At 58.6% G+C, this 23,058-nt stretch carries 26 protein-coding genes, 1 tRNA gene and 1 pseudogene; 8 read left to right on the top strand and 20 right to left on the bottom strand.

From position 1 onward, the window contains the following. Positions 1–73 precede the first annotated feature (73 nt). The 4 genes from ACSJLU_RS21090 to ACSJLU_RS21075 form a co-directional block, all read right to left on the bottom strand. Positions 74–934 (bottom strand): hypothetical protein, encoded by an 861-nt coding sequence (locus ACSJLU_RS21090; protein WP_225735547.1) that lies wholly within the window; start codon positions 932–934, stop codon positions 74–76. Positions 935–970: 36 nt separating this feature from the next. Beyond that, entirely contained in the window at positions 971–1,453 is a 483-nt protein-coding gene (locus ACSJLU_RS21085) for an Hcp family type VI secretion system effector (protein ID WP_025304261.1), read from the bottom strand. A 47-nt stretch (positions 1,454–1,500) separates the two neighbouring features. Beyond that, complete coding sequence (locus ACSJLU_RS21080; protein ID WP_025304260.1) at positions 1,501–1,983, bottom strand: Hcp family type VI secretion system effector; 483 nt, start codon at positions 1,981–1,983, stop codon at positions 1,501–1,503. Between the two features lie 1,032 nt (positions 1,984–3,015). Then, positions 3,016–3,091: transfer RNA gene (locus ACSJLU_RS21075), tRNA-Phe, on the bottom strand. 706 nt (positions 3,092–3,797) lie between these two features. Here ACSJLU_RS21075 and speF point away from each other — a divergent pair. Beyond that, entirely contained in the window at positions 3,798–5,981 is a 2,184-nt protein-coding gene (gene speF / locus ACSJLU_RS21070; RefSeq protein WP_342096863.1) for an ornithine decarboxylase SpeF, read from the top strand. On the opposite strand, the pseudogene ACSJLU_RS21065 reads toward speF, so the two are convergent. The 4 genes and pseudogenes from ACSJLU_RS21065 to mutY form a co-directional block, all read right to left on the bottom strand. Beyond that, positions 5,962–7,207 (bottom strand): annotated as a pseudogene (locus ACSJLU_RS21065) (IS3 family transposase). The gene speF and the pseudogene ACSJLU_RS21065 sit on opposite strands and share 20 nt — an antisense overlap. Before the next feature lie 112 nt (positions 7,208–7,319). Beyond that, positions 7,320–8,396 (bottom strand): membrane-bound lytic murein transglycosylase MltC, encoded by a 1,077-nt coding sequence (gene mltC, locus ACSJLU_RS21060; RefSeq protein ID WP_380826942.1) that lies wholly within the window; start codon positions 8,394–8,396, stop codon positions 7,320–7,322. Positions 8,397–8,459: 63 nt separating this feature from the next. Continuing rightward, a complete protein-coding gene (locus ACSJLU_RS21055) occupies positions 8,460–8,732 on the bottom strand; it encodes an oxidative damage protection protein (RefSeq protein WP_004937404.1) in 273 nt (90 codons plus the stop codon). Next, positions 8,729–9,829 carry an A/G-specific adenine glycosylase gene (mutY, locus tag ACSJLU_RS21050; protein WP_197832256.1) on the bottom strand — a complete coding sequence of 367 codons (1,101 nt, stop codon included), beginning with the start codon at positions 9,827–9,829 and terminating at the stop codon, positions 8,729–8,731. The genes ACSJLU_RS21055 and mutY overlap by 4 nt, the downstream gene beginning before the upstream one ends. Positions 9,830–10,006: 177 nt before the next feature. Between mutY and trmB the strand changes: the two genes are divergently transcribed. The 6 genes from trmB to ACSJLU_RS21020 all read left to right on the top strand — a co-directional run bounded on the left by trmB (position 10,007) and on the right by ACSJLU_RS21020 (position 13,514). Further along, positions 10,007–10,726: a tRNA (guanosine(46)-N7)-methyltransferase TrmB gene (gene trmB, locus ACSJLU_RS21045; RefSeq protein WP_049204213.1), complete on the top strand. Its 720-nt coding sequence runs from the start codon at positions 10,007–10,009 to the stop codon at positions 10,724–10,726. Then, positions 10,726–11,052, top strand: coding sequence for a YggL family protein (locus ACSJLU_RS21040; RefSeq protein ID WP_004937412.1), 327 nt, complete (start codon positions 10,726–10,728; stop codon positions 11,050–11,052). The genes trmB and ACSJLU_RS21040 overlap by 1 nt, the downstream gene beginning before the upstream one ends. 215 nt (positions 11,053–11,267) lie before the next feature. Then, entirely contained in the window at positions 11,268–12,191 is a 924-nt protein-coding gene (gene glsB, locus ACSJLU_RS21035) for a glutaminase B (protein WP_004937414.1), read from the top strand. Positions 12,192–12,221: 30 nt separating this feature from the next. Next, the gene (locus tag ACSJLU_RS21030; protein WP_025304254.1) at positions 12,222–12,944 is read left to right on the top strand and encodes a DUF2884 domain-containing protein; all 723 of its coding nucleotides are present in this window, start codon (positions 12,222–12,224) and stop codon (positions 12,942–12,944) included. A gap of 95 nt (positions 12,945–13,039) precedes the next feature. Then, positions 13,040–13,282, top strand: coding sequence for a DUF4160 domain-containing protein (locus tag ACSJLU_RS21025; protein ID WP_004937418.1), 243 nt, complete (start codon positions 13,040–13,042; stop codon positions 13,280–13,282). Then, a complete protein-coding gene (locus tag ACSJLU_RS21020) occupies positions 13,266–13,514 on the top strand; it encodes a DUF2442 domain-containing protein (RefSeq protein ID WP_025304253.1) in 249 nt (82 codons plus the stop codon). Before ACSJLU_RS21025 ends, ACSJLU_RS21020 begins: the two co-directional genes overlap by 17 nt. Positions 13,515–13,550: 36 nt before the next feature. On the opposite strand, the gene hemW is transcribed toward ACSJLU_RS21020, so the two are convergent. The 6 genes from hemW to ACSJLU_RS20990 are packed head-to-tail and all read right to left on the bottom strand — an operon-like array spanning position 13,551 to position 17,718. Then, the gene (gene hemW, locus ACSJLU_RS21015) at positions 13,551–14,693 is read right to left on the bottom strand and encodes a radical SAM family heme chaperone HemW (RefSeq protein WP_380826946.1); all 1,143 of its coding nucleotides are present in this window, start codon (positions 14,691–14,693) and stop codon (positions 13,551–13,553) included. After that, positions 14,686–15,279 (bottom strand): XTP/dITP diphosphatase, encoded by a 594-nt coding sequence (locus ACSJLU_RS21010; protein WP_043141349.1) that lies wholly within the window; start codon positions 15,277–15,279, stop codon positions 14,686–14,688. Before ACSJLU_RS21010 ends, hemW begins: the two co-directional genes overlap by 8 nt. A 17-nt stretch (positions 15,280–15,296) precedes the next feature. Further along, on the bottom strand, positions 15,297–15,587 hold the full coding sequence (gene yggU, locus ACSJLU_RS21005; RefSeq protein ID WP_004948014.1) for a DUF167 family protein YggU: 291 nt from the start codon (positions 15,585–15,587) through the stop codon (positions 15,297–15,299). Then, positions 15,584–16,138 carry a YggT family protein gene (locus tag ACSJLU_RS21000; protein WP_025304250.1) on the bottom strand — a complete coding sequence of 185 codons (555 nt, stop codon included), beginning with the start codon at positions 16,136–16,138 and terminating at the stop codon, positions 15,584–15,586. Before ACSJLU_RS21000 ends, yggU begins: the two co-directional genes overlap by 4 nt. Positions 16,139–16,169: 31 nt before the next feature. Then, positions 16,170–16,991: a pyrroline-5-carboxylate reductase gene (gene proC, locus ACSJLU_RS20995; RefSeq protein ID WP_025304249.1), complete on the bottom strand. Its 822-nt coding sequence runs from the start codon at positions 16,989–16,991 to the stop codon at positions 16,170–16,172. Positions 16,992–17,010: 19 nt separating this feature from the next. Beyond that, entirely contained in the window at positions 17,011–17,718 is a 708-nt protein-coding gene (locus tag ACSJLU_RS20990; protein WP_025304248.1) for a YggS family pyridoxal phosphate-dependent enzyme, read from the bottom strand. A gap of 20 nt (positions 17,719–17,738) precedes the next feature. On the opposite strand from ACSJLU_RS20990, the gene ACSJLU_RS20985 reads away from it, so the two are divergent. Further along, positions 17,739–18,761: a type IV pilus twitching motility protein PilT gene (locus ACSJLU_RS20985; protein ID WP_380826950.1), complete on the top strand. Its 1,023-nt coding sequence runs from the start codon at positions 17,739–17,741 to the stop codon at positions 18,759–18,761. Here the strand turns inward: ACSJLU_RS20985 and ruvX are convergent. The 6 genes from ruvX to ACSJLU_RS20955 form a co-directional block, all read right to left on the bottom strand. Then, on the bottom strand, positions 18,758–19,180 hold the full coding sequence (gene ruvX / locus ACSJLU_RS20980; protein WP_025304246.1) for a Holliday junction resolvase RuvX: 423 nt from the start codon (positions 19,178–19,180) through the stop codon (positions 18,758–18,760). The two genes, ACSJLU_RS20985 and ruvX, sit on opposite strands and share 4 nt — an antisense overlap. After that, positions 19,180–19,743, bottom strand: a complete 564-nt coding sequence (locus tag ACSJLU_RS20975; protein ID WP_004937452.1) for a YqgE/AlgH family protein — start codon at positions 19,741–19,743, stop codon at positions 19,180–19,182. The genes ruvX and ACSJLU_RS20975 overlap by 1 nt, the downstream gene beginning before the upstream one ends. Before the next feature lie 146 nt (positions 19,744–19,889). Then, positions 19,890–20,840: a glutathione synthase gene (gene gshB / locus ACSJLU_RS20970; RefSeq protein ID WP_043141334.1), complete on the bottom strand. Its 951-nt coding sequence runs from the start codon at positions 20,838–20,840 to the stop codon at positions 19,890–19,892. 10 nt (positions 20,841–20,850) lie between these two features. Then, complete coding sequence (rsmE, locus tag ACSJLU_RS20965; protein ID WP_380826954.1) at positions 20,851–21,582, bottom strand: 16S rRNA (uracil(1498)-N(3))-methyltransferase; 732 nt, start codon at positions 21,580–21,582, stop codon at positions 20,851–20,853. 69 nt (positions 21,583–21,651) lie between these two features. Continuing rightward, positions 21,652–22,347: a deoxyribonuclease I gene (endA, locus tag ACSJLU_RS20960; protein WP_193402431.1), complete on the bottom strand. Its 696-nt coding sequence runs from the start codon at positions 22,345–22,347 to the stop codon at positions 21,652–21,654. Positions 22,348–22,448: 101 nt separating this feature from the next. Further along, positions 22,449–22,961 carry a SprT family zinc-dependent metalloprotease gene (locus tag ACSJLU_RS20955; protein ID WP_004937462.1) on the bottom strand — a complete coding sequence of 171 codons (513 nt, stop codon included), beginning with the start codon at positions 22,959–22,961 and terminating at the stop codon, positions 22,449–22,451. Positions 22,962–23,058: the final 97 nt, after the last annotated feature.

Genomic DNA, 23,058 nt, shown 5'->3' with positions numbered 1-23,058 from the left:
CGAGGCATTTTTGCCCCCTGGACTGAATGGCTACCGTTGCGCCACAAGCGTGAAGACCTGCCAGGTTGATCAATCACGGGAGCTTCAAATTGCTGAGATAGTCATACTGGGCTTTCGAAATGTCCAGTTCCCCATCGCTGAAAAAAACTTTTATAAACATATCGCCCTGGCCGACGATATCTACACGCTCGTAGGTTCCCGTTACAAAACGGCGCACGATGGCCTGAATGGTCTCGGCATAGTTAGCAGGAACTGCATTATTATCCGTGACTTTTTGTTCAAATGTAATAGGGTACTCTGCTTGAGGATCGGGGCTGTATTGTGCGCGTTTGGCTGCGCTTTCAAACTTGAAATCATTAAAGGCATTGTGGGTAGAGTTAAACATATCGGCAAGGTTTTTGATATGCGCCGCCATCTGATTCACGACCATGGTTTTATTGGTCACGAAGCGTTTACCCAAATAAGTACCTGTCACTACAGCGAGCTGGGCGGCATTTCGGCCTAAAATGCTGCCAACGCCAGAACCGGCTCCCGTCCATAATCCCGCGATCAAAACCAGACCGGCCCCGCCTACGGTACTCGATGCGATATTCTCAAAATGCTGAACACGGGCTCCCATTTGCCATGAGGTTCCGGGAAAAGAGACATTAATTCGGTTATCCAGGTGATTAATTCTTCCGCCTGGTCGTTGTCCTGACTCAATAGTATTGGCTGTCAACCGGCGGTTGTTTTCATCTTTGAGTTCACCCAGCGTAAACGCGATCTGGCCGGTCTCCGTTTTTGTTAATCGAAAGACTTCTTCTGGTGACAGAGACCTGACGAGGATCAGCGCCTCATTTAAAATCTCGCGGGTCAAAAAGTTGGCCGACACCCGATTATTCGATTCGTGTTGCGATGTCAGAGCTAAAATTTCATGTGACTTAGGAAATGCCATAATGCCCCCGTCATTACGATATGCACCGTAATGTGATTAGCTTTCTTTATTTTGCTTAATATCCCAGCCCATCTGCACCGAAGCCCCTTTATTACCTTGCTTCGCTTGCTCCCAGTATTCCATCGACACTTTACCGGCCTGAAAAGAGTACTCAATGCCTAGCGTGGAACCGTGCTCGACACCGATGAAGTCGGTATGAGTCACCAATACATCTTCCAGGGTAATGCGGGTATATTCCACTTCCTGCCCACCGGCTTTGCAAAGAGACAACTGCACCTTGGCGAGATGTTTACCGGCCGAGCAGTATTTCAATAAGGCAGGTGTTGCTTTATCTATCAGAGCCTGTACGGTCAGATCGCGAAAGTTCACTTTACCCGCACCGCCGCCGCCGCCAACGGCCATATTGCCAGGCTGTCGCGCGCCCCAGTTAAAGGAAAAGACATCGATCCATTGCTTGTGATTCGCATTTTTCGATTCACCATTAATGCCTTCAACTTTTAAAAACATATCCATTGCCATGATTTTATCACCCGATCATTAACGTATTGTTAGGTGCCAGAATGCGCTTAGCTCTCTTTATTCTGCTTGATATCCCAACCAGATTTGCTTTCCGCGCCTTTAGTGCCGCTGCTGCCTTGTTCCCAGTAACTCATGGTGACTTTTGACGCCTGGAAGGCGTAATCAACCACGATCGCATCATTTTGGCCTACACCGTTAAAATCAGTTTGCGTCACCAGAACGTCTTCGAGAACGATTTTGGAATACTCCACCTGGTTGCCGCCCGCTTTGCATACGGAAAGCTCGATTTTCGCGACATGTTTTCCACTGGAACAATATTTGAGAATAGCGGGCGTAGATTTGTCGATAAGGGCTTGAATACGGAGGTCTTGATAATTCACTTTTCCGGAGCCACCCCCGCCGCCAACAGCCATATTTCCTGGCTGTGAAGCGCCCCAGTTAAACGAAAGTACGTCGGTCCATCCTTTATGATTGCTGTCTTGGGACTCGCCCGTCATTCCTTCAACTTTCATATACATATCAATGGCCATTGTCGCCGGATCCTCCATTATTTCGTGTTGGCAGCGGAATAGGTTAAAAATGCCTTATCAATGGGTAAAATTCAGCATAGCCCCATATGAATGAATTGACAGTAATGTCGTTTTTATTCGGAATGTTCCTAGTTTTTGTGCAATATATTATTATTTAACAATGGGATGCGGTTATATGTTCGTAACTGTCTCCCATCACCGTTCGACAATAAAACACTCAATAAACACGGAATATGAGCGCGTTCGTTTGACGTTCGGGTAGTTGGGGATTAGGGGCGCTCTTTCGAGAGAGTCCACCTGTAATGCGAAGTTACACCCCATCGGATGAAGCGATGGGGAATCCGTACCCCAGAAAGCGAAAAACCCGCCATAGGCGGGTTCTTCTTAATAGGGCGACCGGACTCGGACAACCGGCGCTGGCGCCGTGTTGAACAACGCTTTAGCGCTGGCCCGCAGGGTGAGGTCTCAGACCGAATAATCGAACGCAGTTCGATGGAGAGTCCGTACTCCAGAAAGCGAAAAACCCGCCATAGGCGGGTTCTTCTGAATAGGGCGACCGGACTCGGACAACCGGCGCTGGCGCCGTGTTGAACAGCGCTTTAGCGCTGGCCCGCAGGGTGAGGTCTCAGACCGAATAATCGAACGCAGTTCGATGGAGAGTCCGTACTCCAGAAAGCGAAAAACCCGCCATAGGCGGGTTCTTCTGAATAGGGCGACCGGACTCGGACAACCGGCGCTGGCGCCGTGTTGAACAGCGCTTCAGCGCTGGCCCGCAGGGTGAGGTCTTCAGACCGAATAATCGAACGCAGTTCGATGGAGAGTCCGTACTCCAGAAAGCGAAAAACCCGCCATAGGCGGGTTCTTCTGAATAGGGCGACCGGACTCGGACAACCGGCGCTGGCGCCGTGTTGAACAGCGCTTCAGCGCTGGCCCGCAGGGTGAGGTCTTCAGACCGAATAATCGAACGCAGTTCGATGGAGAGTCCGTACTCCAGAAAGCGAAAAACCCGCCATAGGCGGGTTCTTCTGAATATGGTGCCCGGACTCGGAATCGAACCAAGGACACGGGGATTTTCAATCCCCTGCTCTACCGACTGAGCTATCCGGGCAACGGGGCGCATTAAACCGTATTGGCCGGATGGCGTCAATCGCTTTCTGTCACAAAGCCGATCGGTTGCTCTATTTTCAGGCAGATAACCAAAAAGGGAGTGGCGCAGGGAGCCAACGCTACTCAATAAATATGCATATAAAACGTGTATTTATACCACTTTAAAATGCGTGATTTCTTGTTTTTAAATTAAATAACAATTAGTTATGCTTGGTTCAATAGGCGTTCAATCAAGACGATTCTTGCTTGAACCCCGCAACGAATCATGCAATCATTGCGCAAATTTTAGCACTCTCCGTTCCCTGACGGTGTTCCCGCTTCTTATAAGCCAGAGGGTTATTGGCATGACTGGTTTTGTTGCTCAAGCGCTGCTGCGCACCAGACATCTGACGCCGTCACCGTTCCGTCGTTGTTTCCTCCGCACGCCCTCCGCCCGAATACGCCTGCCGGCCATGCGGTAAGGCCGCCTGATGCTCGCTGTTAGGCATGCGTAAAGCCAGCGCTTCTGCCCTGATTTTACTGATGCCTGTCGGATGCTGCCAAGACCAGTTCCCCCGATAGCCGCCTGATGATCCCCCGATCATGAGCCGGTCACGCACGCCGCTTATGCTGCCGTGCCCGGGTATCGCTTTTACCGGGATAACCGCGTTATCTCATTACCGTGCCGGTGGCACACCCTCATCCTTCACCGTTTGAGAGTCAGCATGATGAAAGAATTGAAAATCGCGACCAGCGCCAGCCTGGTCGCCACCATTGAGACGCTGCGCCAGATCGTGCGCGTAGAGCAGACGGACTACACTGACGTGGCGGCGGTGGTGGTGTCGGTCGCCGACGTGGACGCCGGCATTCTGGCGCGCTTGCAGGCGACGGGGTTCGATATTCCGACCTTCGTGGCGGTGGAAGGGGACGAGCATCTTTCCCCGGATTATCTGCCGTTTGTCAGCGGGGTCTTCGCGCTGCTGGCCGGCGCCAGCAAGCCATTCTACATGGCGCAGCTGGAGGCCGCCGCCGACGCCTACGAGCAGGCGCTGCTGCCGCCGTTCTTCAAAACGCTGAAGACCTACGTCGAGATGGAAAACTCGACCTTTGCGTGCCCGGGGCATCAGGGCGGAGAGTTCTTCCGCAAACACCCGGCCGGTCGGCAGTTCTTCGATTTCTACGGTGAAACCCTGTTCCGTTCCGATATGTGCAACGCCGACGTCAAGCTGGGCGATCTGCTGATCCACGAAGGATCGGCCAAGGATGCGCAAAAGCACGCGGCGCGGGTGTTCAACGCCGATAAAACCTACTTCGTGCTCAACGGCACCTCGGCGGCCAACAAGGTGGTGACCAACGCGCTGCTGACCCGTGGCGATCTGGTGCTGTTCGATCGCAACAACCACAAATCCAACCACCACGGGGCGCTGATCCAGGCTGGGGCCACGCCGGTCTATCTGGAAACCGCCCGCAACCCGTTCGGCTTTATCGGCGGTATCGATGCGCACTGCTTCGATGAACGCTACCTGCGCGAGCAGATCCGCGAAGTGGCGCCGGAGAAAGCCGCAGCGGCACGGCCGTTCCGGCTGGCGATCATTCAGCTCGGTACCTACGACGGCACGATTTACAACGCTCGCCAGGTGATCGACACCATCGGCCACCTGTGCGATTACATCCTGTTCGACTCCGCCTGGGTGGGCTACGAAGGCTTTATTCCGATGCTGAAAGAGTGCTCGCCGCTGCTGCTGGAGCTGGACGAGCACGATCCGGGCATTTTTGTCACCCAGTCGGTGCATAAACAGCAGGCGGGGTTCTCGCAGACCTCGCAGATCCACAAGAAAGACGACCATATCAAAGGGCAGAAGCGCCACTGCAACCATAAGCATCTGAACAATGCGTTCATGCTGCATGCGTCGACCAGCCCGTTCTATCCGCTGTTCGCCGCGCTGGACGTCAACGCCAAGATGCATGCCGGCGCCGCCGGACGTCGCATGTGGATGGACTGCGTCAAGCTGGGCATCGAGACGCGTAAACAGCTGCTCACGCGCTGCTCGCAGCTGAAGCCGTTTATTCCGCTGCAGGTGGCGGGCAAGGACTGGCAGGATTACGATACCGATCTGATTGCCAACGACGCGCGTTTCTTCACCTTCGTACCGGGGGAAACGTGGCACGGCTTCGAAGGCTATGCCCAGGATCAGTATCTGGTGGATCCGTGCAAGTTGCTGCTGACCACGCCGGGGATTGACGCCGCGACTGGCCAATACACCGAGTTCGGCGTGCCGGCCACCATTCTGGCCAACTTCCTGCGCGAGAACGGCATCGTGCCGGAGAAGTGCGATCTCAACTCGATCCTGTTCCTGCTGACTCCGGCGGAAAACCCGGCCAAGATGGAACAGCTGGTGGAGATGCTGGCGCAGTTCGAGCGCTATGTTGCAGAAGACGCGCCGCTGAGCGTGGTGCTGCCAACGGTGTACCGCAAGAACGAGCAGCGCTATCGTGGCTACAGCATTCGCCGGCTGTGCCAGGAGATGCACGATCTGTACGTCAGCTTCGACGTCAAGCAGCTGCAAAAAGAGATGTTCCGCCAGGATCATTTCCCGCCGGTGGTGATGAACCCGCAGGACGCCAACGTGGAGTTTATCCGCGACAACGTCGAGCTGGTGCCGATCGGCCAGGCGGAAGGGCGCATCGCGGCGGAGGGGGCCTTGCCGTACCCGCCGGGCGTGCTGTGCGTGGTGCCGGGCGAAGTGTGGGGCGGCGCGGTGCAGCGCTATTTCCTGGCGTTGGAAGAGGGCATCAACCGCCTGCCGGGCTTCTCGCCGGAGCTGCAGGGAGTCTACATCGAGAAAAAAGATCACGGCTGGAAGCGCATCTTCGGCTATATGATCAAGCTGACTAGTCCTGATATAGGTTGACACTTTTCAACCGGATAACGCCCGATGAACCTCATCGGGCGTTTTGTATTTCAGCGACAAGTGCGGCCGCCGCGTGTTGTAGAGGTTCACCGACTCCCTGACCATCTTTCTTGCCTGCGCGATATCTTCTGGCCTGCCGAGCAGGTATTCCGTTTTGAGTATCCCGTTTATCCGTTCCGCCAGCGCGTTCTGATAACAGTCATACCCGTCCGTCATCGAGCAGATGACGCCATACTGCTGATGTAACGCCTGATATTCCTGCGAGCAGTACTGGATACCCCTGTCCGAGTGATGCACCAACGGCAACGCCGTGCGTCTGCCGGCCAGTGCCATTTTGAACGCGCAGGCGACATGCCGGGTATGCAGACTGTCATGCACGTGATATCCCACGATTTTTCTCGACCAGGCATCCGTTACCAGGCTGACATACGCCGTCCCCGTTCTCAGCGGCAGGTAGGTGATATCCGCCACCCATACCTGTTCCGGACGGCTGGCTATTACTTGATTGTCTCCCGCTTTTAGCAGGTTGGGATGGCGATAAAAACGATGATGGCTGTGCGTCGTCTTGTGATATGCCCGTTTAGGCATCACCAGTAACCGCGCGCAGCGCAGGATACTGAACAACCGGTCACGGCCCACATGCAACGCCGGTTCGGGGTGTTGCCGCAACAGGTGATGCAGCTTACGTGTCCCCAGTCGGGGTTGGTGCAAGCGGATGGCCGTCACCTGTTCGACGAGATGCCGGGCCTGCTCCTCTTTGCCTGCTTCACGCTGCAGGGACTGATACCACGCTTGTCGGCTGATGCCCATCCATCGGCAGGCCCGCGTTACTGTGAGTCCCGGTACTTGTGTTTGCGCGATAAGGCGGTTAGCTGCTTTTTTGTCAGCGTGGCGCCAAAGTCGGTGTTCATCACTTTGACGACAGCTTCGAAGAACTGGGCTTTGACTTCAGATTCAGCCAGTTGCTGCTCAAGTTCTTTAATACGCTGTTCGGGTGTCAGGGGGAGTTTGGGCATGTTGTCTCCGCACGTTCTGGTGGAAGGAGAAGTTCGCCAGTCAAGTTGACCGTATTTGCGCAGCCAGTTCATGACAGTCTGGCTGCCTTGGATACCGTAGCGATCTTGCGCCTGGCGGTATGTCATCTCGCCTTTTTCGACCTGTTCGACGACAGCCAGTTTAAAGGATAGAGAGTAATCGCGTTGTGTGCGTTTAATATACTGGTTCATCACATTTTCCTCTGTGCGTGAGTAAAATGTGTCAACGCTATTCAGGACGGGTCAAGCCATAGAAAAAGGGCCGGTTCGCACCGGCCCTTCTCATTTATCCACGCGGGAAGCGTTACTTTCTGCGGTAGCTCTTCTGCGCGGTATTTACTTTCACCAGATAGCGGCGCGACTCGGCGGCCGGGTGCTTGGTGGCCAGCGTTTGGTACACGTCGCCCGGCTGCATGCCGTTGATGATGCCCACCGCACGCGTTCTGTCGCTGGAGAACACCCGCAGCACGCTGCCTGCGCCGCCGTTGTAAGCGGTGATCACCGCATAGCGGCGCGAGGTCGGGTTCTGAATGCCGCCCAGGTAGTTGTTCTGCAGGATAGCCAGATAGGCGGTGCCGGTGTCGATGTTGTTCTCCGGATCGAACAGGTAGCTGCGGCTCGGGGTGCCCCATTTGCCGCGCATCTGGAACACATCCTTACCGGCGGTGTGCTGCACCACCTGCATCAGGCCCAGCGCGTCCGAACCGCTCACCGCATACGGGTTGAAGCTCGATTCGGTCTGCATGATAGCCAGGATCAGCGACTCGTCCACGCCGTATTTTTCCGACGCCTTGCGCACCATCGGCAGGTATTTGTGCGCACGTTTGTCCAGGTGGTTCGGCACCAGCTGGATGGTGACCGAGTAGATCACGTGCAGGCCGGAGGTGCGTTTTTGCAGCTTGGTCTGCAGCAGGTAATCGGCGAAGTGCGCCGCGCGCCATTCCCAGCGGATCGGCGCGCCCTTGTTATCCAGCACCTGGCCGTACAGGAACGGCTCTTTGCTGATCTGGATATCGTTGGCGTCGGAATAGAGGTCGATCGAACCCGGATCGTCACCCATCAGCAGCGTGCTGATGATCGCCTGGCGCAGGTGCGCAGCCGGATCGGTGGTGGCGATGGTCTCGATGGTAATGGCGCCGGTGTCGAAGTTGATGTGGCTGCGGGTTTGGTATTGGTCGGTATATTTAACGTAGTCTTTCGGCCCGGCGATCAGAACTTCATTCAGACCCCAGATGTTCTCGATGTTGTGGGCAAATTGGCCCATCAGAATGTCGAAGCCGTTGGTATCTTTGATCCAGGCTTCGTTGATTTCTTCACTTTTTTTGCCGGAACAGGAGATCAGCAAAGGCGCTATTACGAGCAAAGCTAAAATTTTCTTCATCTTAAAGCCGTTTGGAAGAAGTATAAGAGGATTGAAGCGGGCCAGCGCCTGGCCCCAACAGCATTATTCGCTCGGCGGCGTATAGCCTTCGATGTGTACGTCGTGCCCTTCGAACAGGAACTTGATCATTTCCTCTTCCAGCAGCTTGCGGTCATCCACGTTCATCATGTTCAGCTTCTTCTCGTTGATCAGCATGGTCTGCTTCTTCATCCACTCGCCCCAGGCTTCCTTGGAGATCTCGTTGTAGATGCGCTTGCCGACGTCGCCGGGATAAAGCTGGAAGTCCTGGCCTTCGGCGTCGCGCTGCAGGAAAGTACAAAAAATGGTGCGGCTCATGCTAATTCCTCATCGATGGCGCTATCGCCATATAAGTTTTGTTGGATCGGGGGCTGCTTCGCCAGCTGTTGCAACAGGCGGTCCACCGGCGCTGCCAGCCCGACCGATGGCGGCTGCGCTAAGTTATACCAGAGACCCGCGCCCTCATCCATGCCACTGCCCGCCGCGTCGAGCGACAGCCACATCGGCACGATATCGAGATGGAAATGGCTGAACGTGTGGCGAAACGCGGTCAGCTGTTCCAGGCGCTTGCCTTTCAGACCGCGCTGCTGCAGCCAGAGTTCCAAATCCACGCGCGCGCTGAACTGCGGGAAGCAGAACAGGCCGCCCCACAGGCCCACCGCCGGGCGCTGCTCCAGCCACACGCGGTCGCCGTGCTGCAGCAATAAGAAGTAGGCGCTTTTTTCCGGCAGGGTCTGCTTGGGCTTCTTGCCGGGGTAGTTGGCCCAGTTGTGGTTGGCGTAAGACAGGCAGCCGACGTTGAGCGGGCAGAGTTCACACTTGGGCTTGGAGCGGGTGCAGACCATGGCGCCCAGATCCATCATCGCCTGGTTGAACTGGCCGACGCCCTGGGCCGGGGTGACTTCTTCGCTGATTTTCCACAGCCGGTTTTCGATTTCTTTCTTGCCCGGCCAGCCTTCCACCGCGTAGCAGCGGGCCAGCACGCGCTTCACGTTGCCGTCGAGGATCGGATAGTGTTGGCCCAGCGCCAACGACAGCACCGCGCCGGCGGTAGAGCGGCCAACGCCCGGCAAATCGGCGATTTCTGCGAAGGTTGTCGGGAACTCGCCGCCGTGCTGTGCGACAATGGTCTGCGCAGCCTTGTGCAGGTTACGGGCGCGGGCGTAATAGCCGAGACCGGTCCACAGATGCAGCACTTCGTCCAGCGGGGCCTCCGCCAGCGCGCGCACGTTAGGAAAACGGGCCATAAAGCGCTGAAAATAAGGAATGACGGTGGCAACCTGGGTCTGTTGCAACATCACCTCGGAGAGCCATACTTGATAGGCGGTTTTCTCCAGCTGCCATGGCAGGGTCTTGCGGCCGTAGCGCTGGTACCAGTCAAGCACCACCTGTGCGAATTGTTGTGCTTGCATCATGAGCAGCGTCGTTATCCGGCAGAAAATGAAGCGAGATTGCAGCATAGAGTCATGATGCTGTAAACCGGAACTTTCCGACGCCGCACGGCGGGTACAGAAGATGAACACTTGCTAAACCAATGTATCTTTGCATAATGCGCGTTTCCCTAATTGGCAGCCAAACAGACAGAAAGCACTATGATTAATGACGTCATCTCCCCGGAATTTGATGAGAACGGCCGCGCGATGCGCCGTATCCGCAGTTTTGTCCGCCGCCAGGGGCGGCTGACCAAAGGCCAGCAGCACGCGCTGGAGAACTATTGGCCGGTGATGGGCGTGGAGTATCAGACTGACGCTGTCGATCTCGCTGCGCTGTTTGGCCGCGAAGCGCCGACGGTGCTGGAGATCGGTTTTGGCATGGGTGCCTCGCTGGTGACCATGGCGGGCAACAACCCGCAGCAGAACTTTTTAGGGATCGAAGTGCACTCGCCGGGCGTGGGTGCCTGCCTGGCCGACGCCCACGAGGCGAAGTTGAGCAACCTGCGCGTGATGTGCCACGATGCGGTTGAAGTGCTGGAAAACATGATCCCGGACGGCTCGCTGGACATGGTGCAGCTGTTCTTCCCCGATCCGTGGCACAAGGCGCGCCACAACAAGCGCCGCATCGTGCAAACGCCGTTTGTCGAACTGGTGCTGCGCAAGCTGAAGACCGGCGGGGTCTTCCACATGGCCACCGATTGGCAACCTTATGCGGAACATATGTTAGAGGTTATGAACGGGGTCGCAGGCTACCGTAATCTTTCCAGCGATAATGATTATGTGCCGCGTCCGGATTCGCGCCCACTGACGAAATTTGAATTACGCGGCCAGCGCCTGGGACATGGCGTTTGGGACTTGATGTTTGAGAGGAAAGAATAATGGCTAAGAACCGCAGTCGTCGTTTACGTAAAAAGTTGCACATTGAAGAATTTCAGGAGCTGGGTTTCTCCGTAGCCTGGCGCTTCGCCGAAGGCACGTCGGTGGAAGATATCGACAGCACGCTCGATACCTTCATCGATGAAGTGATCGAGCCGAACGGTCTGGCGTTTGACGGCAGCGGCTACCTGCAGTGGGAAGGTCTGATCTGCCTGCAGAAGATCGGCCACTGCACCGACGAGCATCGCGAACTGGTGAAAAACTGGCTGGAAGCGCGCAAACTGACCGACGTGAAGGTCAGCGATCTGTTCGATATCTGGTGGGATTGATCGCGTTTGCCCGATGAGCGCGGCTTCGCGCCGCTTATTTCCCCCTAAATAATTGGATTTGCATCACGGCGGCAAGAGTGTGAGTCCCCAGGAGCTTACTTCAGTAAGTGACTGGGGTGAGCGCTCGCAGCCAACACAGATGCGGATTCAAGTATGACGGGGATGGATTTAAGGTGCCTTAACGGCGCCTTTGTTTTGCCCGGAGTGTGACCGAGGTGGTAACAACATTGGATAACGCGTTGCTGGAAGAGATCCTGCAACAGGTGCGCCCGCTGATTGGCCAGGGAAAAGTGGCCGACTACATCCCGGCGTTGGCGGAAGTGCCCGCCGATCGGCTGGCGATCGCCGTCTGCACGGTGGATGGCGAACTGTTCCAGGCCGGCGACGCCGCGGAGCGCTTCTCCATCCAGTCGATCTCCAAAGTGCTGAGCCTGACGCTGGCGCTGACGCGCTATCAGGAGCCTGAGATCTGGCGGCGCGTCGGCAAAGAGCCTTCTGGCCTGCCGTTCAACTCGCTGCTGCAGCTGGAGATGGAGCAGGGCAAACCGCGCAATCCGTTTATCAACCCCGGCGCGCTGGTGGTGTGCGACATGCTGCAAACCCGGCTCAGCGCCCCCAAACAGCGCATGCTGGAGGTGGTGCGTCAGTTGGCCGGTGAAGACGACCTGGCCTATGACCTGCGGGTGGCGCGCTCCGAGTTCGAACACTCCGATCGCAATGCGGCCATCGCCTATCTGATGAAGTCGTTCGGCAACTTCGAGAACGATGTGATTACCGTGCTGCAAACCTATTTCCACTACTGCGCGCTGCGCATGAGCTGCGTGGAACTGGCGCGCAGCTTCGTCTATCTGGCCAATCACGGCCGCGATCTCAGCGGCGAGGCGGTGATCAGCCCGCTGCAGGCCCGGCAGATCAACGCCCTGATGATGACCAGCGGCATGTACGACGGCGCCGGCGAATTCGCCTATCGGGTGGGGATGCCGGGCAAGTCCGGCGTGGGCGGCGGCATCGTGGCCATCGTGCCGGACGAACTGTCGATCGTCGTTTGGTCGCCGGAACTGGATGCTTCCGGCAACTCGCTGGCGGGAACTGCGGCGCTGGAACTGTTGTCTCAACGTATCGGTCGTTCGATTTTTTAATCCCAATCTGGATGGGAGTCAGGAGAAGCTATGTTGAAGAAAACCGGGTTAGCCTTACTGCTGCTGGCGGCGACTGCCGCACAGGCCCACGCTGAGTACCAATGCAGCGTTAAACCCCAGGATGATGTGATCATCAGCCCGCAGAGCGTGCAGGTGAAAGGCGCCAGCGGCGACCTGCAAATTTCGCCGGATGGCGACGTGATCCGCAACGGCCAGGCGCTGAGCCTGAGCGACAGCCAGCGGCAGAAAGCCTTCAGTTACCAGAGCGCCTTGCGCAAGCAGCTGCCGTGGATCGACGACGGCGCGCAGAAGCACCTGGAGAAAGCCCGCTCGGCGCTGGATAAGGTGATCGTCAAAGAGCTGGGCAGCAACAGCAACGTGCGCAACCGGCTGACCACCCTGAACGGCCAGCTGAAACAGCAGATGAACCGCATCATCGAACACCGCAGCGACGGTCTGACCTTCCACCACCAGGCGATTGACCAGGTGGAACAGGACGGCCGCAACATCGTGCAGCAGAGCATGGGCGGGGTGCTGCAGGACAGCCTGAACGAGATGGGCGTCAAACAGGCCGCCAACAGCGGCGGCAACCCGCTGCAGGCGATCATGGGCAACCTGGGCGGCTTGCAGAAGGCGATCCAGAACGAATGGAACAACCAGGAGCAGGACTTCCAGAACTTCGGTCATGACGTGTGCAACCGCGTCACCGCACTGGAAACCCAGCGCAAGGATTTGCTGAAGGCGTTGAAGTAACGGATAGGCATAGCCGCCGTGCGTTCTTTGACCTCACGACGGCTATCTGAGAAACTGGCTAAACTATAATCAATCGGCAAAAGGATTTTGCATTGATGCCAGTGATATTCCGTTATAAAGGCTATAGGTTCTTTTTTTATTCAAATGAGGGTGACCCGCTTGAGCCGCCGCATGTTCATATCAGAGACGCTGAGGCTGAAGCGAAATTTTGGTTGGTTCCTGGCGTGCAGTTGGCGCGTAATGATGGCTTTAACGCCAGAACGCTAAAAGAGTTGGCTGGTCTGGTTGATACCTATCAGGCATTGTTTTTGGAGGCTTGGCATGAGTATTTCGGCTAAACGCGTCAGCTTTGACGATACGACGATGTGGGTCGAACTAAGTGACGCCAGAATTATTGGCGTGCCGCTGGCCTGGTTTCCCCGTTTGTTGAACGCGACGGAAGAACAGCGGGCGGGGTATGAGCTCAGCGCTCGCGGCATCCATTGGGACGCGTTGGACGAGGATGTTTCCGTTGAGGGATTGCTGAAGGGGCGTGGCGACGTGACGCACCGCCCTCATAATGCCGCCTGAACATGAAAAAAAGCGCTGATCATTCAGCGCTTTTTTTTATTCGTCGTCCGCCAGGAACAGTTCCAGCAGCGAGTTGAGGAACAGTTTGCCCTTCTCGGTAATTTGCCAATGCTCCGCGGTTTCTTCCAGATAGCCTTTGGCCAGCGCTTCGTCCAGCTGCGGGCGAATGACGCTTTCCGCCAGCCCGGTGTAGTTGACGAAGTCGGCGCGCGGCGCGGCTTCCAACAGGCGGAAGCGGTTCATGAAGAACTCGAACGGCCGATCCGCCGCCGCCACCTCATGCTGCTTGTCCATGTAGTCGCCGCGCATAAAGCCGCGCGGGTGCTTGGTCTTGGCGGTGCGCAGGATGCGCCCGTCGCTGAAGGTCACCTTGCCGTGCGCGCCGCAGCCGATCCCTAGGTAGTCGCCGAAGCGCCAGTAGTTGAGGTTGTGCTGGCATTGGAAGCCCGGCTTGGCGTAGGCCGAGGTTTCATACTGTTGATAGCCGGCGGCGCTCAGCAGCTGGTGGCCGCGTTCGAAGATGTCCCACAGCGCGTCGTCGTCCGGCAAAACCGGCGGGCGCGAGCTGAACAGGGTGTTCGGCTCGATGGTCAGCTGATACCACGACAGGTGCGGCGGATTGAGGGCGATAGCCTGGCGCAAATCGTCCAGCGCCTCTTCCAGCGACTGATCCGGCAGGCCGTGCATCAGATCGAGGTTGAAGCTGCGCAGGCCGAGGCCGGTCGCCAGCGTCGCCGCGCGTCTGGCCTCTTCCGGGCCGTGGATGCGCCCCAGGCGGGTCAGCTTCTCGGCGCTGAAGCTTTGCACCCCAATGGAGATGCGGTTGACGCCGGCGCGCTGGTAGCCGCTGAAGCGATCGGCCTCGACGGTGCCGGGGTTGGCCTCCATGGTGATTTCGGCGTCGTCGGCGACGTGAATGCGCGCCCGCACGCCGTCCAGCAAGGCTTGCATCGCCTCGGCGCTCAGCAGGCTGGGGGTGCCGCCGCCGATGAAGATGGTGCTTATCTCCCGGCCGCCTGCCAGCGGCAGGTCGGCATCCAGATCCGCCAACAGATGATCGACGTACTCCTGATGCGGCACGTCACCCTTCAGCGCATGGGAGTTGAAGTCGCAGTACGGGCATTTCTGCACGCACCACGGGATGTGGATGTAGAGACTCAGCGGGGGCAGCTTAAGCATTGCGCATGGCTTCCAACATCAGCTTCAGCGCCTTGCCGCGGTGCGAAATCGCCCGCTTCTCGTCGCGGCTCAGCTCGGCGGCGGTGCGGCCCAGCTCCGGTACGTAGAAGACAGGATCGTAACCGAAGCCGCCTTCACCGGCGGCCTGTTCGGTGATTTCGCCGGCCCAACTGCCGTGGAACACCAGCGGCGTCGGGTCTGCCGCATGGCGCAGATAGACCAGCACGCAGTGGAATTGCGCGCCGCGCTTGCCCAGCGCCACGTCTTTCATCGCCGCCAGCAGCTTGTCGAGGTTCTGCCGATCGTCGGCGTCTTCACCGGCGTAGCGTGCGGAGTAGATGCCCGGCGCGCCGCCCAGCGCGTCGACCGCCAGACCGGAGTCGTCGGCGATCGCCGGCAGGCCGGTGACCTGTGCCGCATGGCGCGCTTTCAGAATGGCGTTTTCGATAAACGTCAGGCCGGTCTCTTCGGCGGATTCCACGCCCAGATCGGTTTGCGCGACCACGTCCAGGCCGAAATCGGCCAACAGGTCGGCAAGTTCGCGCACTTTGCCCGGGTTACCGGTGGCAAGAACGACTTTTTGCATAATGACTACCTTGAAAATTATTCGATGAGCGCCGCGACCACGGCGGGGATCTGTTGCGGATTCACGATGCGTAACTGTTTATGCCGCCCCAGTTCGCCTTTCTCGATGGTGACGTTGCTTTTCGCCACTTTGAACTGCTTGGCGATAAACTTGATCAAATGGGCGTTGGCTTGGCCGTCGACCGGCGGGGCGGTGATGGCGACTTTTAGTTCGTCGCCATGCAAGCCGATAATTTGGTCGCGGCTGGCTTTCGGCTGAATATATAGCCTGATCGCCAGCCCGTCCAGCACCGGAGTGACGGCACTCACAGCAGGAACCAGATCTCGCCGAACAGATCCATGCCCAGGTAGTTGATCAGATAGAGGATCAGGATCACCACCATGGCGGAAAAGTCGATACCGCCCATCGCCGGAATGATGCGACGGATCGGCGCCATCAACGGTTCGGTCAGCTGGTACATCACGTAGTCGATCGGGCTGCGGCCCTGGCTTACCCAGCTCATCAGCGCACGAATGATCATCACCCAGAAGATCAGGTAGCCGGCGGACTTGACCAGCGAGATCAGGCCGAACAGCAGGTTATACGGGCTGAGCGATATCGCGCCGCCCTGGATCAGTAGCAGCAGCGGGTACTTGATGGTCATCAACAGGAACGCCAGCAGCAGAGAAGCGCTGTCGATAGGCCCCAGCGATGGGATGATGCGGCGCAGCGGGCCGACCACCGGTTGGGTGATCTTCACCACAAACTGCGAGAACGGGTTATAAAAATCGGTGCGCGTCCATTGCATCCAAATGCGCAGCAACAGCACCATCACGTACAGATCAATAACGGTCTTGACCAGGAAAGTCAGCGTTAGCATGAAGTGGTCCTTCTCCTTAACTCATGGTTATTTAAAATAATTTTTCCATTTCTTGCGCACGAGAAACGGCGGCCTGCATTGCTTGCGCCACGGTTTCCGGCAGTTGGCGTTCGTTGAACACCCGCAGCGCTTCGGCGGTGGTGCCGCCTTTGGAAGTCACCTGCTCGCGCAGCGTGCCCAGCGGCGTATCCGGGTTGGCTTCCACCAAGGCGGCAGCACCGGAAGCGGCCTGCTGCACCAGATCGCGCGCGGTCTGGCTGTCGAAGCCCATGCGTTCGGCCTCTTTTTGCATCGCTTCCATAAACAGGAAGAAATAAGCCGGGGCGCTGCCCGCGGCGGCGATCACGCCGTTGATGCCATTTTCGTCATCTACCCAGCAAACTTTACCGACCGACGCCATTAAATCGCCGGTGTAGTCGCGATCCTGTTGGCTGACCTGCGCCGGCGCGTACAGCCCGCTCATGCCCTTGCCGACCAGCGACGGGGTGTTGGGCATGATGCGCACGATGTCCAGTTGGTCGCCGAGCAGCTGATAGAAACGGCTGACCTGAATACCGGCGGCGATCGACAGCACCAGTTTGCCGCCGAAATCGACCTGTTCGCGCAGCGGCTGACACACGTCGGCCATCATCTGCGGTTTGACCGCCAGCACCACCACCTCGGCTTCACGCGCGCAGGCGACGTTGTCGCCGCTGCTGACGATGCCGTAGTCCGCCGCCAGCGCGTCACGGTTTTTCGCCGAAGGGGCGCAGACGCTGATGGATTTGGCCGGATAGCCGCCCGCCACCAGGCCGGCGATGATTGCACGCGCCATGTTGCCGGCGCCGATAAAGGTAATCTTGCGATGTTGCATCAAATCCCTCGTCTGTTTGTCAGGCCTGCGAGTAGTCGCGGGCGCCAAAAATTGCGGTGCCGATGCGCACCAGGGTGCTGCCTGCGGCAATCGCTGCCGCCATATCGTCCGTCATGCCCATCGACAGCGTATCGGCCTGCGGATAACGCTGGCGCAGGGCGAGAAAGGCGTCGTTCATCTGGTTGAATACCGCCAACTGCCGCTGGTAATCCGCTTCCGGCGCCGGGATGGCCATCAGGCCGCGCAGCGTCAGGTTCGGCAGCGCAGCGAGCGCCTCGGCCAGCGCTGGCAGTTCGCTTAATGCAATGCCGGATTTGCTCTGCTCATCGCTGATGTTGATTTGAATCAGCACGTTGAGCGGCGGCAGGTCGGCCGGGCGCTGATCGCTCAGGCGCTGGGCGATGCGCAGCCGATCCACGGTATGACACCAGGCGAAATGTTCCGCCACCAGCCGACTCTTATTGGATTGCAGCGGGCCGATAAAGTGCCACACCAACTCACCGCCCTGCGGCGACTCGGCGAAATGCCGGATCTTGTCTACCCCTTCCTGCACGTAGTTCTCGCCGAAGGCGCGCTGGCCGGCGGCGATGGCTTCTTCGATCGCCGCCACAGGTTTGGTTTTGCTGACTGCAAGCAGAGCAACTTCTTCCGGCGCCCGTGCGCAGTTTTGCGCGGCGGCCGCGATGCGGTTTCTGACATCCTGCAGGTTCTGTTGGATAGTGCTCATTATTGACCCGGGAGAGTGATATGGATATCGATGAATTCGTGGCCCTTAGTGTAAAGCATAATGCTTCCGATCTGCACCTTTGTGCCGGTCATCCGCCGATGTTGCGCATCGACGGTGAACTGCAGCCGCTGGCGGCGGCGCCAACGCTGACGGCACAAGGCGTGCAGGCCCTCTGCGACGGATTGCTGAATGCGCAGCAGCGCGAGAGCCTGCGGCGGCTGGGGCAGGTCGATCTGGCGCTGCACAGGCCGAGTGGAGAGCGGCTGCGTGCCAACGTTTTTCAGCAAAGCGCGGGGATGTCTCTCGCGTTGCGGCGCATCGCCGGGCAGTCGCCCTCGCTTGCCGAGCTGGCAGCGCCGGCCATCGTCCCGGCGCTGCTGCGGCGCGCCGACGGATTGATCCTGGTCACCGGCGCCACCGGCAGCGGCAAGTCCACCACGCTGGCGGCGATGATCGACGAGATCAACCGGCACCAGCAGCGGCACATTTTGACGCTGGAGGATCCGATTGAATTCCTGCACCGCAGCCGGCGATCGCTGATCCAGCAGCGGGAGATCGGCCGCGACAGCCACAGCTTTGATGCGGCGTTGCGCGCCGCGCTGCGCGAAGATCCGGATGTGATCCTGCTGGGCGAGCTGCGCGATACCACCACCATCCGGCTGGCGCTCACCGCGGCGGAGACCGGCCACCTGGTGCTGGCGACGCTGCACACCCGCAGCGCGTCGCAGGCAGTGGAACGGTTAGTGGACGTGTTTCCGGCGGAAGAAAAACCCTATGTGCGCGCCCAGCTGGCCGGCAGTCTGCAGGCGGTGATCGCGCAAAAGCTGATGAGGCGGCCCGGCGGCGGACGCGTGGCGATCTTCGAAGTGCTGACGGCGACGGCGGCGGTCAGCAACCTGATCCGCGAAGGGAAAACGCATCAGTTGGCGAGCGTGTTGCAAACCGGCGCACAGTCCGGCATGCAAACCTTTGAGCAAGGTTTGCAGCAGCGGATTGACGCCGGTGTGTTGGGGGACTGTGCGGGGGAGGGAACGGGTGTTTAGCCCAGCTGCCGTTCGAACCAGCTCTCGAGGATCACTACCGCGGAGGCGGAATCCACGCTGCCTTTATCAAGGGCGCGGAAGCCGCCGCGGTCGAACAGGTTGGCGCGCGCTTCCACGGTGCTCAGGCGCTCGTCATGCAGATCGATCTGGATGCCGAAGCGGCCGTGCAGGCGGTTGGCGAACTTGCGCGCCTGGGCGGTAACGGGTTGTTCGGTGCCGTCCATGTTCAGCGGCAGGCCGACCACCACCAAATCCGGCTGCCACTCCTTCAGCAGTTTTTCAATTTTCAGCCAGTCCGGCGAGCCGTCCTGCGCTTTGAAGGCCGGCAGGGCGCGGGCGCTGCCGGTCAACTCCTGGCCGATGGCCGCGCCAATGCTTTTGGTGCCGAAGTCGAAGGCGATAATGGTGCGGTTGCTCATCAGGCGTGTCCTGCGTGGTTGGCGATGCTGCGAATGTCGATACCCAATAGGTTCCCCGCCTCGCGCCAGCGGCTGGCGATCGGCGTGCGGAACAAAATGTCGGTGTTGGCTTCGATGGTCAGCCAGGCGTTTTCCAATACTTCCTGCTCCAACTGGCCCTTTTCCCAGCCCGCATAACCCAGCGCCACCAGCACGTCGTCCGGTTGCTCTGGCGTGCCGAGCGTTTCCAGCACGTCTTTTGAGGTGGTGATCATGGTGTTGGGCGAAATTTGAATGCTGGCGCCGAAGCCGTGGCGCGGCGTATGCAGGATAAACCCGCGATCGTCCGCCAGGGGGCCGCCGGCGAACACCGGCTTGTCCAGGCTGATGGCCGGATCGCGCGCAGGCGGCATGATCTTCAGCTTGCTCAGCACCGTGGCTACCGTGAACTGCTCCACCGGTTTATTGATCACCAAACCCATGGCGCCTTCTTCATTGTGCTCGCAAATGTAAATCACCGAGCGCTTGAAGCGAGGATCCTGCAGCGTTGGCATGGCGATCAGAAAATGGTGCTGTAAATTCATGGCGTTAGTATAAGGTAATCAATGGGTGAGAAAATAAACAGCCGCCAGTATGCGGCTATACCCGCCGCCTTTCAAGCCGTTGCCGAAAGGCGCGCTTTGGCGGGCGCGATACAGGATAGCGGGCGGCATGCCGCCCGCATGACGCATTACTTCGCCGCCAGGCGCTTTTCAATCGCGTCCATCAGCATGCCGGTAATCGAGATAGGGAATGCCGCCTCGATCTCGCGTGCGCAGGTTGGGCTGGTCACGTTGATCTCGGTCAGGCGATCGCCGATCACGTCCAGGCCGACGAAGATCAGCCCTTTCTCTTTCAGCGTCGGGGCGACGGTACGGGCGATTTTCCAGTCGCTCTCGCTCAGTGGACGCGCTTCGCCGCGGCCGCCGGCCGCCAGGTTGCCGCGGGTCTCGCCCTGCGCCGGAATGCGCGCCAGGCAGTAAGGCACCGGCTCGCCGTCCACCACCAGGATGCGCTTGTCGCCGTCCTTGATCGCCGGCAGGAAGTTCTGCGCCATGCAGAAACGGCTGCCGTGTTCGGTCAGGGTTTCGATGATCACCGACAGGTTAGGATCGTCCTGCTTCACGCGGAAGATAGACGCGCCGCCCATGCCGTCCAGCGGTTTCAGGATGATGTCGCCGTGCTGCTGGTGGAATTTGCGGATGTGTGCGGCGCTGCGGCTGACCAGCGTATCCGGCGTCAGTTCCGAGAACCAGGCGGTGAACAGCTTCTCATTGCAGTCGCGCAGGCTTTGCGGCTTGTTGACCACCAGCGTGCCTTTGACTTCGGCGCGTTCCAGAATGTAGGTCGCGTAGATGTATTCGGTATCGAACGGCGGATCCTTGCGCATCAGGATCACGTCCAGATCGTGCAGCGCCAGATCCTGCTCGGCGCCGAAGCTGAACCAGCTCTCCTTGTCTTCCTTCACGCTCAGCAGGCGGGTACGGGCGCGCCCGTCGCCGGCGTGCAGATAGAGATCGTTCATCTCCATGTAGTGCAATTCGTAACCGCGGCGCTGTGCTTCGAGCAGCATGGCGAAGCTGGTGTCTTTCTTGATGTTGATGGAATCGATAGGATCCATCACGATGCCGAGCTTAATCATCTTTTCTCCTTTAACCCAGGTCGCCGAAGTGGACCTGCAGAGCGGTAATGGCGGTGAGCGCTGTGGTTTCGGTACGCAGAACGCGTGGTCCCAGCAGAATATCAGTAAATCCGTGGTCGGTGGTCATGGCGATTTCGTCGGCGGACAAACCGCCTTCCGGGCCGATCAGCAGGCGGACGCGGTCTACCGGCTGCGGCAGCGTGTTGATGCTGTGGCTGGCGCGCGGATGCAGGTTGAGCTTCAGGCTGCCGTCCTGCTCGGCGCACCAGGCCTCCAGCGACATCGCCTCGCGGATTTCGGGAATGCGGTTGCGGCCGCACTGCTCGCAGGCGGCGATGGCGATCTTTTGCCATTGCTGGATTTTCTTCGCCAGACGCTCGCCGTCCAACTTGACGCCGCAGCGCTCGGAAAACAGCGGGGTGATGACGTTGACGCCCAGCTCGATGGATTTCTGGATGGTGAACTCCATCTTCTCGCCGCGCGAGATCACCTGGCCCAGATGCAGGTTGAGCGGCGATTCGATGTCCTCCACGCGGCCGTCGTCGAGGCGCACCAGCACGCTCTTTTTGTCCACCCGGACTATCTCGGCGTCGAACACCTGGTTGCTGCCGTCGAACAGCTGCAGCGCCTGGCCGGCGCTCATGCGCAGCACGCGCCCGACGTGGTTGGCGGCGTCCTCGCTGAGGGCGATCTCCGCCCGATCGGTCAACGGCTGCGGATGGTAAATGCGGGGTATGCGCATGGGTAGTCTGATCCTGACGAAACGGCGCCGCGGGTTGGCGGCGCCATGAAAGATAAAGGCTATAGTAGGTTAGCTTTTCCGCTGCTGACAAGCCTGTTGAATATAGGGGTTGTGGTTGCCCTGCACCTTGGCGATACGTGCTTCACGCTGACATTCCCATTGGCTCACCGGATATTGCCGGTTCCACACCTCGAACAGCTGGGTTTGCTGGCGTGACAGCCGCAGCTGGTAGCGATCGCGCATGTAGAAGTAGGTGCGGGCAATGGCGCCGCGGGCGCGGGCGGGCGGCTCCGCCTGTTTATTCTTGAAGTCCACCTTCATTGGGCATTGCCCGTACTGGCCTGCACCGCCGTTCCATTGGCTGTACATGAAGTTGTTGCGGTCGCCGTTCACTTCGCCGATCGCCGGCTGCAGGTTGTGCAGATCGGTTTCTATCTGGCGATAGGTGGCGTCCTTGTTGCAATTTTTGCGCCCGCCGTCCTGCCAGCACTGCAGCTGGTGACCGAACTGCCAGGCCGGCACTACGTGTTCCCATTCGATGCGCTGTGCGCGCTGGACGTTTTTACGCACCTGATAGCCGCAGCCGGCGAGATCCGGGATGCCCTTCTTGCCCTGCCAGTCGATGCGGCAGCCGCAGTAAAAGCTGCCCGGCGCATCCTGATTAATCTTGACCGCCGCCGCTTTGGCCTGAGAGAAGTTATTGATGCCGTGCGCCTGTACGGCGCCTGCGGCGAAAACCGCCATAAACAAAATTCTGCGAAGCATATTCCAAAACAGCTCAAAATTGGAAAAGCAGGCAGGGTAACGGAACTTGCCGGCAGTGGCAAATGGCGATATTTGCTTGTTTTAACGTATAAATCGTTTAACTAAAGGTTCTCGCTAGCAAGAAATTTCAGTTTTTCGCCGCACCGGCGGCAGCGGTATTCACTTTCGCCGCGCAGCACGCGGTTATGGCGGCGAATGGTGAGCTGGTGCTGCCCGCAGCCGCAGCGGTAGGGGAAGGTTTTGCTTTGCACCGAGGCGGTTTCGAAACGGTGAGTGCGGCTGGCGGGGGTCAGTAGCACGCTTTCCATCATCCAGCGCCATTCGCGGCCGTGCGGCGCCACACGGCCGAATTGGCGAAACACCAGCAGGTGCGCCAACTCATGCGGCACCACCTCATCGATAAACGGCTGTTGGTTTTCCAGCAGCAGCACCGGGTTCAGACGGATTTCCCAGCTTTGCAGCCAGGCGGTGCCCGCGCTGGTGCCGCGTTGCTGATAGACGATGCTGGGTTCGGGGAACTCGACGGCAAAATGCTGGCGTGCCAACTGCAGCTTTTCTCGCAGGCAGCGCATCACCGCTTGTTGCAGCGCGATGGGGATTCTTGGTTTGTTCATTGCGGCTAGCTTAAGCAATGGCACGGCGGCTGACAATATGCTCCGACGCAAATCCGCATCCGCGTTTTTTCGCCACATTGATAAAGCGATCGCCGTC

The organism is Serratia bockelmannii (assembly GCF_051803255.1).
GTDB classification, from domain to species: Bacteria; Pseudomonadota; Gammaproteobacteria; order Enterobacterales; family Enterobacteriaceae; genus Serratia; species Serratia bockelmannii.
The sequence above is the reverse complement of the archived record's forward strand: the minus strand, read 5'-3'. Positions and strand labels throughout refer to the sequence as shown.

Excerpts from the sequence above, each read along its gene's own strand:
- ACSJLU_RS21090 (WP_225735547.1), bottom strand. The coding sequence starts at position 934 with ATGGCATTTCCTAAGTCACATGAAATTTTAGCTCTGACATCGCAACAC.
- ACSJLU_RS21085 (WP_025304261.1), bottom strand. The coding sequence starts at position 1,453 with ATGGCAATGGATATGTTTTTAAAAGTTGAAGGCATTAATGGTGAATCG.
- ACSJLU_RS21080 (WP_025304260.1), bottom strand. The coding sequence starts at position 1,983 with ATGGCCATTGATATGTATATGAAAGTTGAAGGAATGACGGGCGAGTCC.
- speF (WP_342096863.1), top strand. The coding sequence starts at position 3,798 with ATGAAAGAATTGAAAATCGCGACCAGCGCCAGCCTGGTCGCCACCATT.
- mltC (WP_380826942.1), bottom strand. The coding sequence starts at position 8,396 with ATGAAGAAAATTTTAGCTTTGCTCGTAATAGCGCCTTTGCTGATCTCC.
- ACSJLU_RS21055 (WP_004937404.1), bottom strand. The coding sequence starts at position 8,732 with ATGAGCCGCACCATTTTTTGTACTTTCCTGCAGCGCGACGCCGAAGGC.
- mutY (WP_197832256.1), bottom strand. The coding sequence starts at position 9,829 with ATGATGCAAGCACAACAATTCGCACAGGTGGTGCTTGACTGGTACCAG.
- trmB (WP_049204213.1), top strand. The coding sequence starts at position 10,007 with ATGATTAATGACGTCATCTCCCCGGAATTTGATGAGAACGGCCGCGCG.
- ACSJLU_RS21040 (WP_004937412.1), top strand. The coding sequence starts at position 10,726 with ATGGCTAAGAACCGCAGTCGTCGTTTACGTAAAAAGTTGCACATTGAA.
- ACSJLU_RS21030 (WP_025304254.1), top strand. The coding sequence starts at position 12,222 with ATGTTGAAGAAAACCGGGTTAGCCTTACTGCTGCTGGCGGCGACTGCC.
- ACSJLU_RS21025 (WP_004937418.1), top strand. The coding sequence starts at position 13,040 with ATGCCAGTGATATTCCGTTATAAAGGCTATAGGTTCTTTTTTTATTCA.
- ACSJLU_RS21020 (WP_025304253.1), top strand. The coding sequence starts at position 13,266 with ATGAGTATTTCGGCTAAACGCGTCAGCTTTGACGATACGACGATGTGG.
- hemW (WP_380826946.1), bottom strand. The coding sequence starts at position 14,693 with ATGCTTAAGCTGCCCCCGCTGAGTCTCTACATCCACATCCCGTGGTGC.
- ACSJLU_RS21010 (WP_043141349.1), bottom strand. The coding sequence starts at position 15,279 with ATGCAAAAAGTCGTTCTTGCCACCGGTAACCCGGGCAAAGTGCGCGAA.
- ACSJLU_RS21000 (WP_025304250.1), bottom strand. The coding sequence starts at position 16,138 with ATGCTAACGCTGACTTTCCTGGTCAAGACCGTTATTGATCTGTACGTG.
- proC (WP_025304249.1), bottom strand. The coding sequence starts at position 16,991 with ATGCAACATCGCAAGATTACCTTTATCGGCGCCGGCAACATGGCGCGT.
- ACSJLU_RS20990 (WP_025304248.1), bottom strand. The coding sequence starts at position 17,718 with ATGAGCACTATCCAACAGAACCTGCAGGATGTCAGAAACCGCATCGCG.
- ACSJLU_RS20985 (WP_380826950.1), top strand. The coding sequence starts at position 17,739 with ATGGATATCGATGAATTCGTGGCCCTTAGTGTAAAGCATAATGCTTCC.
- ruvX (WP_025304246.1), bottom strand. The coding sequence starts at position 19,180 with ATGAGCAACCGCACCATTATCGCCTTCGACTTCGGCACCAAAAGCATT.
- ACSJLU_RS20975 (WP_004937452.1), bottom strand. The coding sequence starts at position 19,743 with ATGAATTTACAGCACCATTTTCTGATCGCCATGCCAACGCTGCAGGAT.
- gshB (WP_043141334.1), bottom strand. The coding sequence starts at position 20,840 with ATGATTAAGCTCGGCATCGTGATGGATCCTATCGATTCCATCAACATC.
- rsmE (WP_380826954.1), bottom strand. The coding sequence starts at position 21,582 with ATGCGCATACCCCGCATTTACCATCCGCAGCCGTTGACCGATCGGGCG.
- endA (WP_193402431.1), bottom strand. The coding sequence starts at position 22,347 with ATGCTTCGCAGAATTTTGTTTATGGCGGTTTTCGCCGCAGGCGCCGTA.
- ACSJLU_RS20955 (WP_004937462.1), bottom strand. The coding sequence starts at position 22,961 with ATGAACAAACCAAGAATCCCCATCGCGCTGCAACAAGCGGTGATGCGC.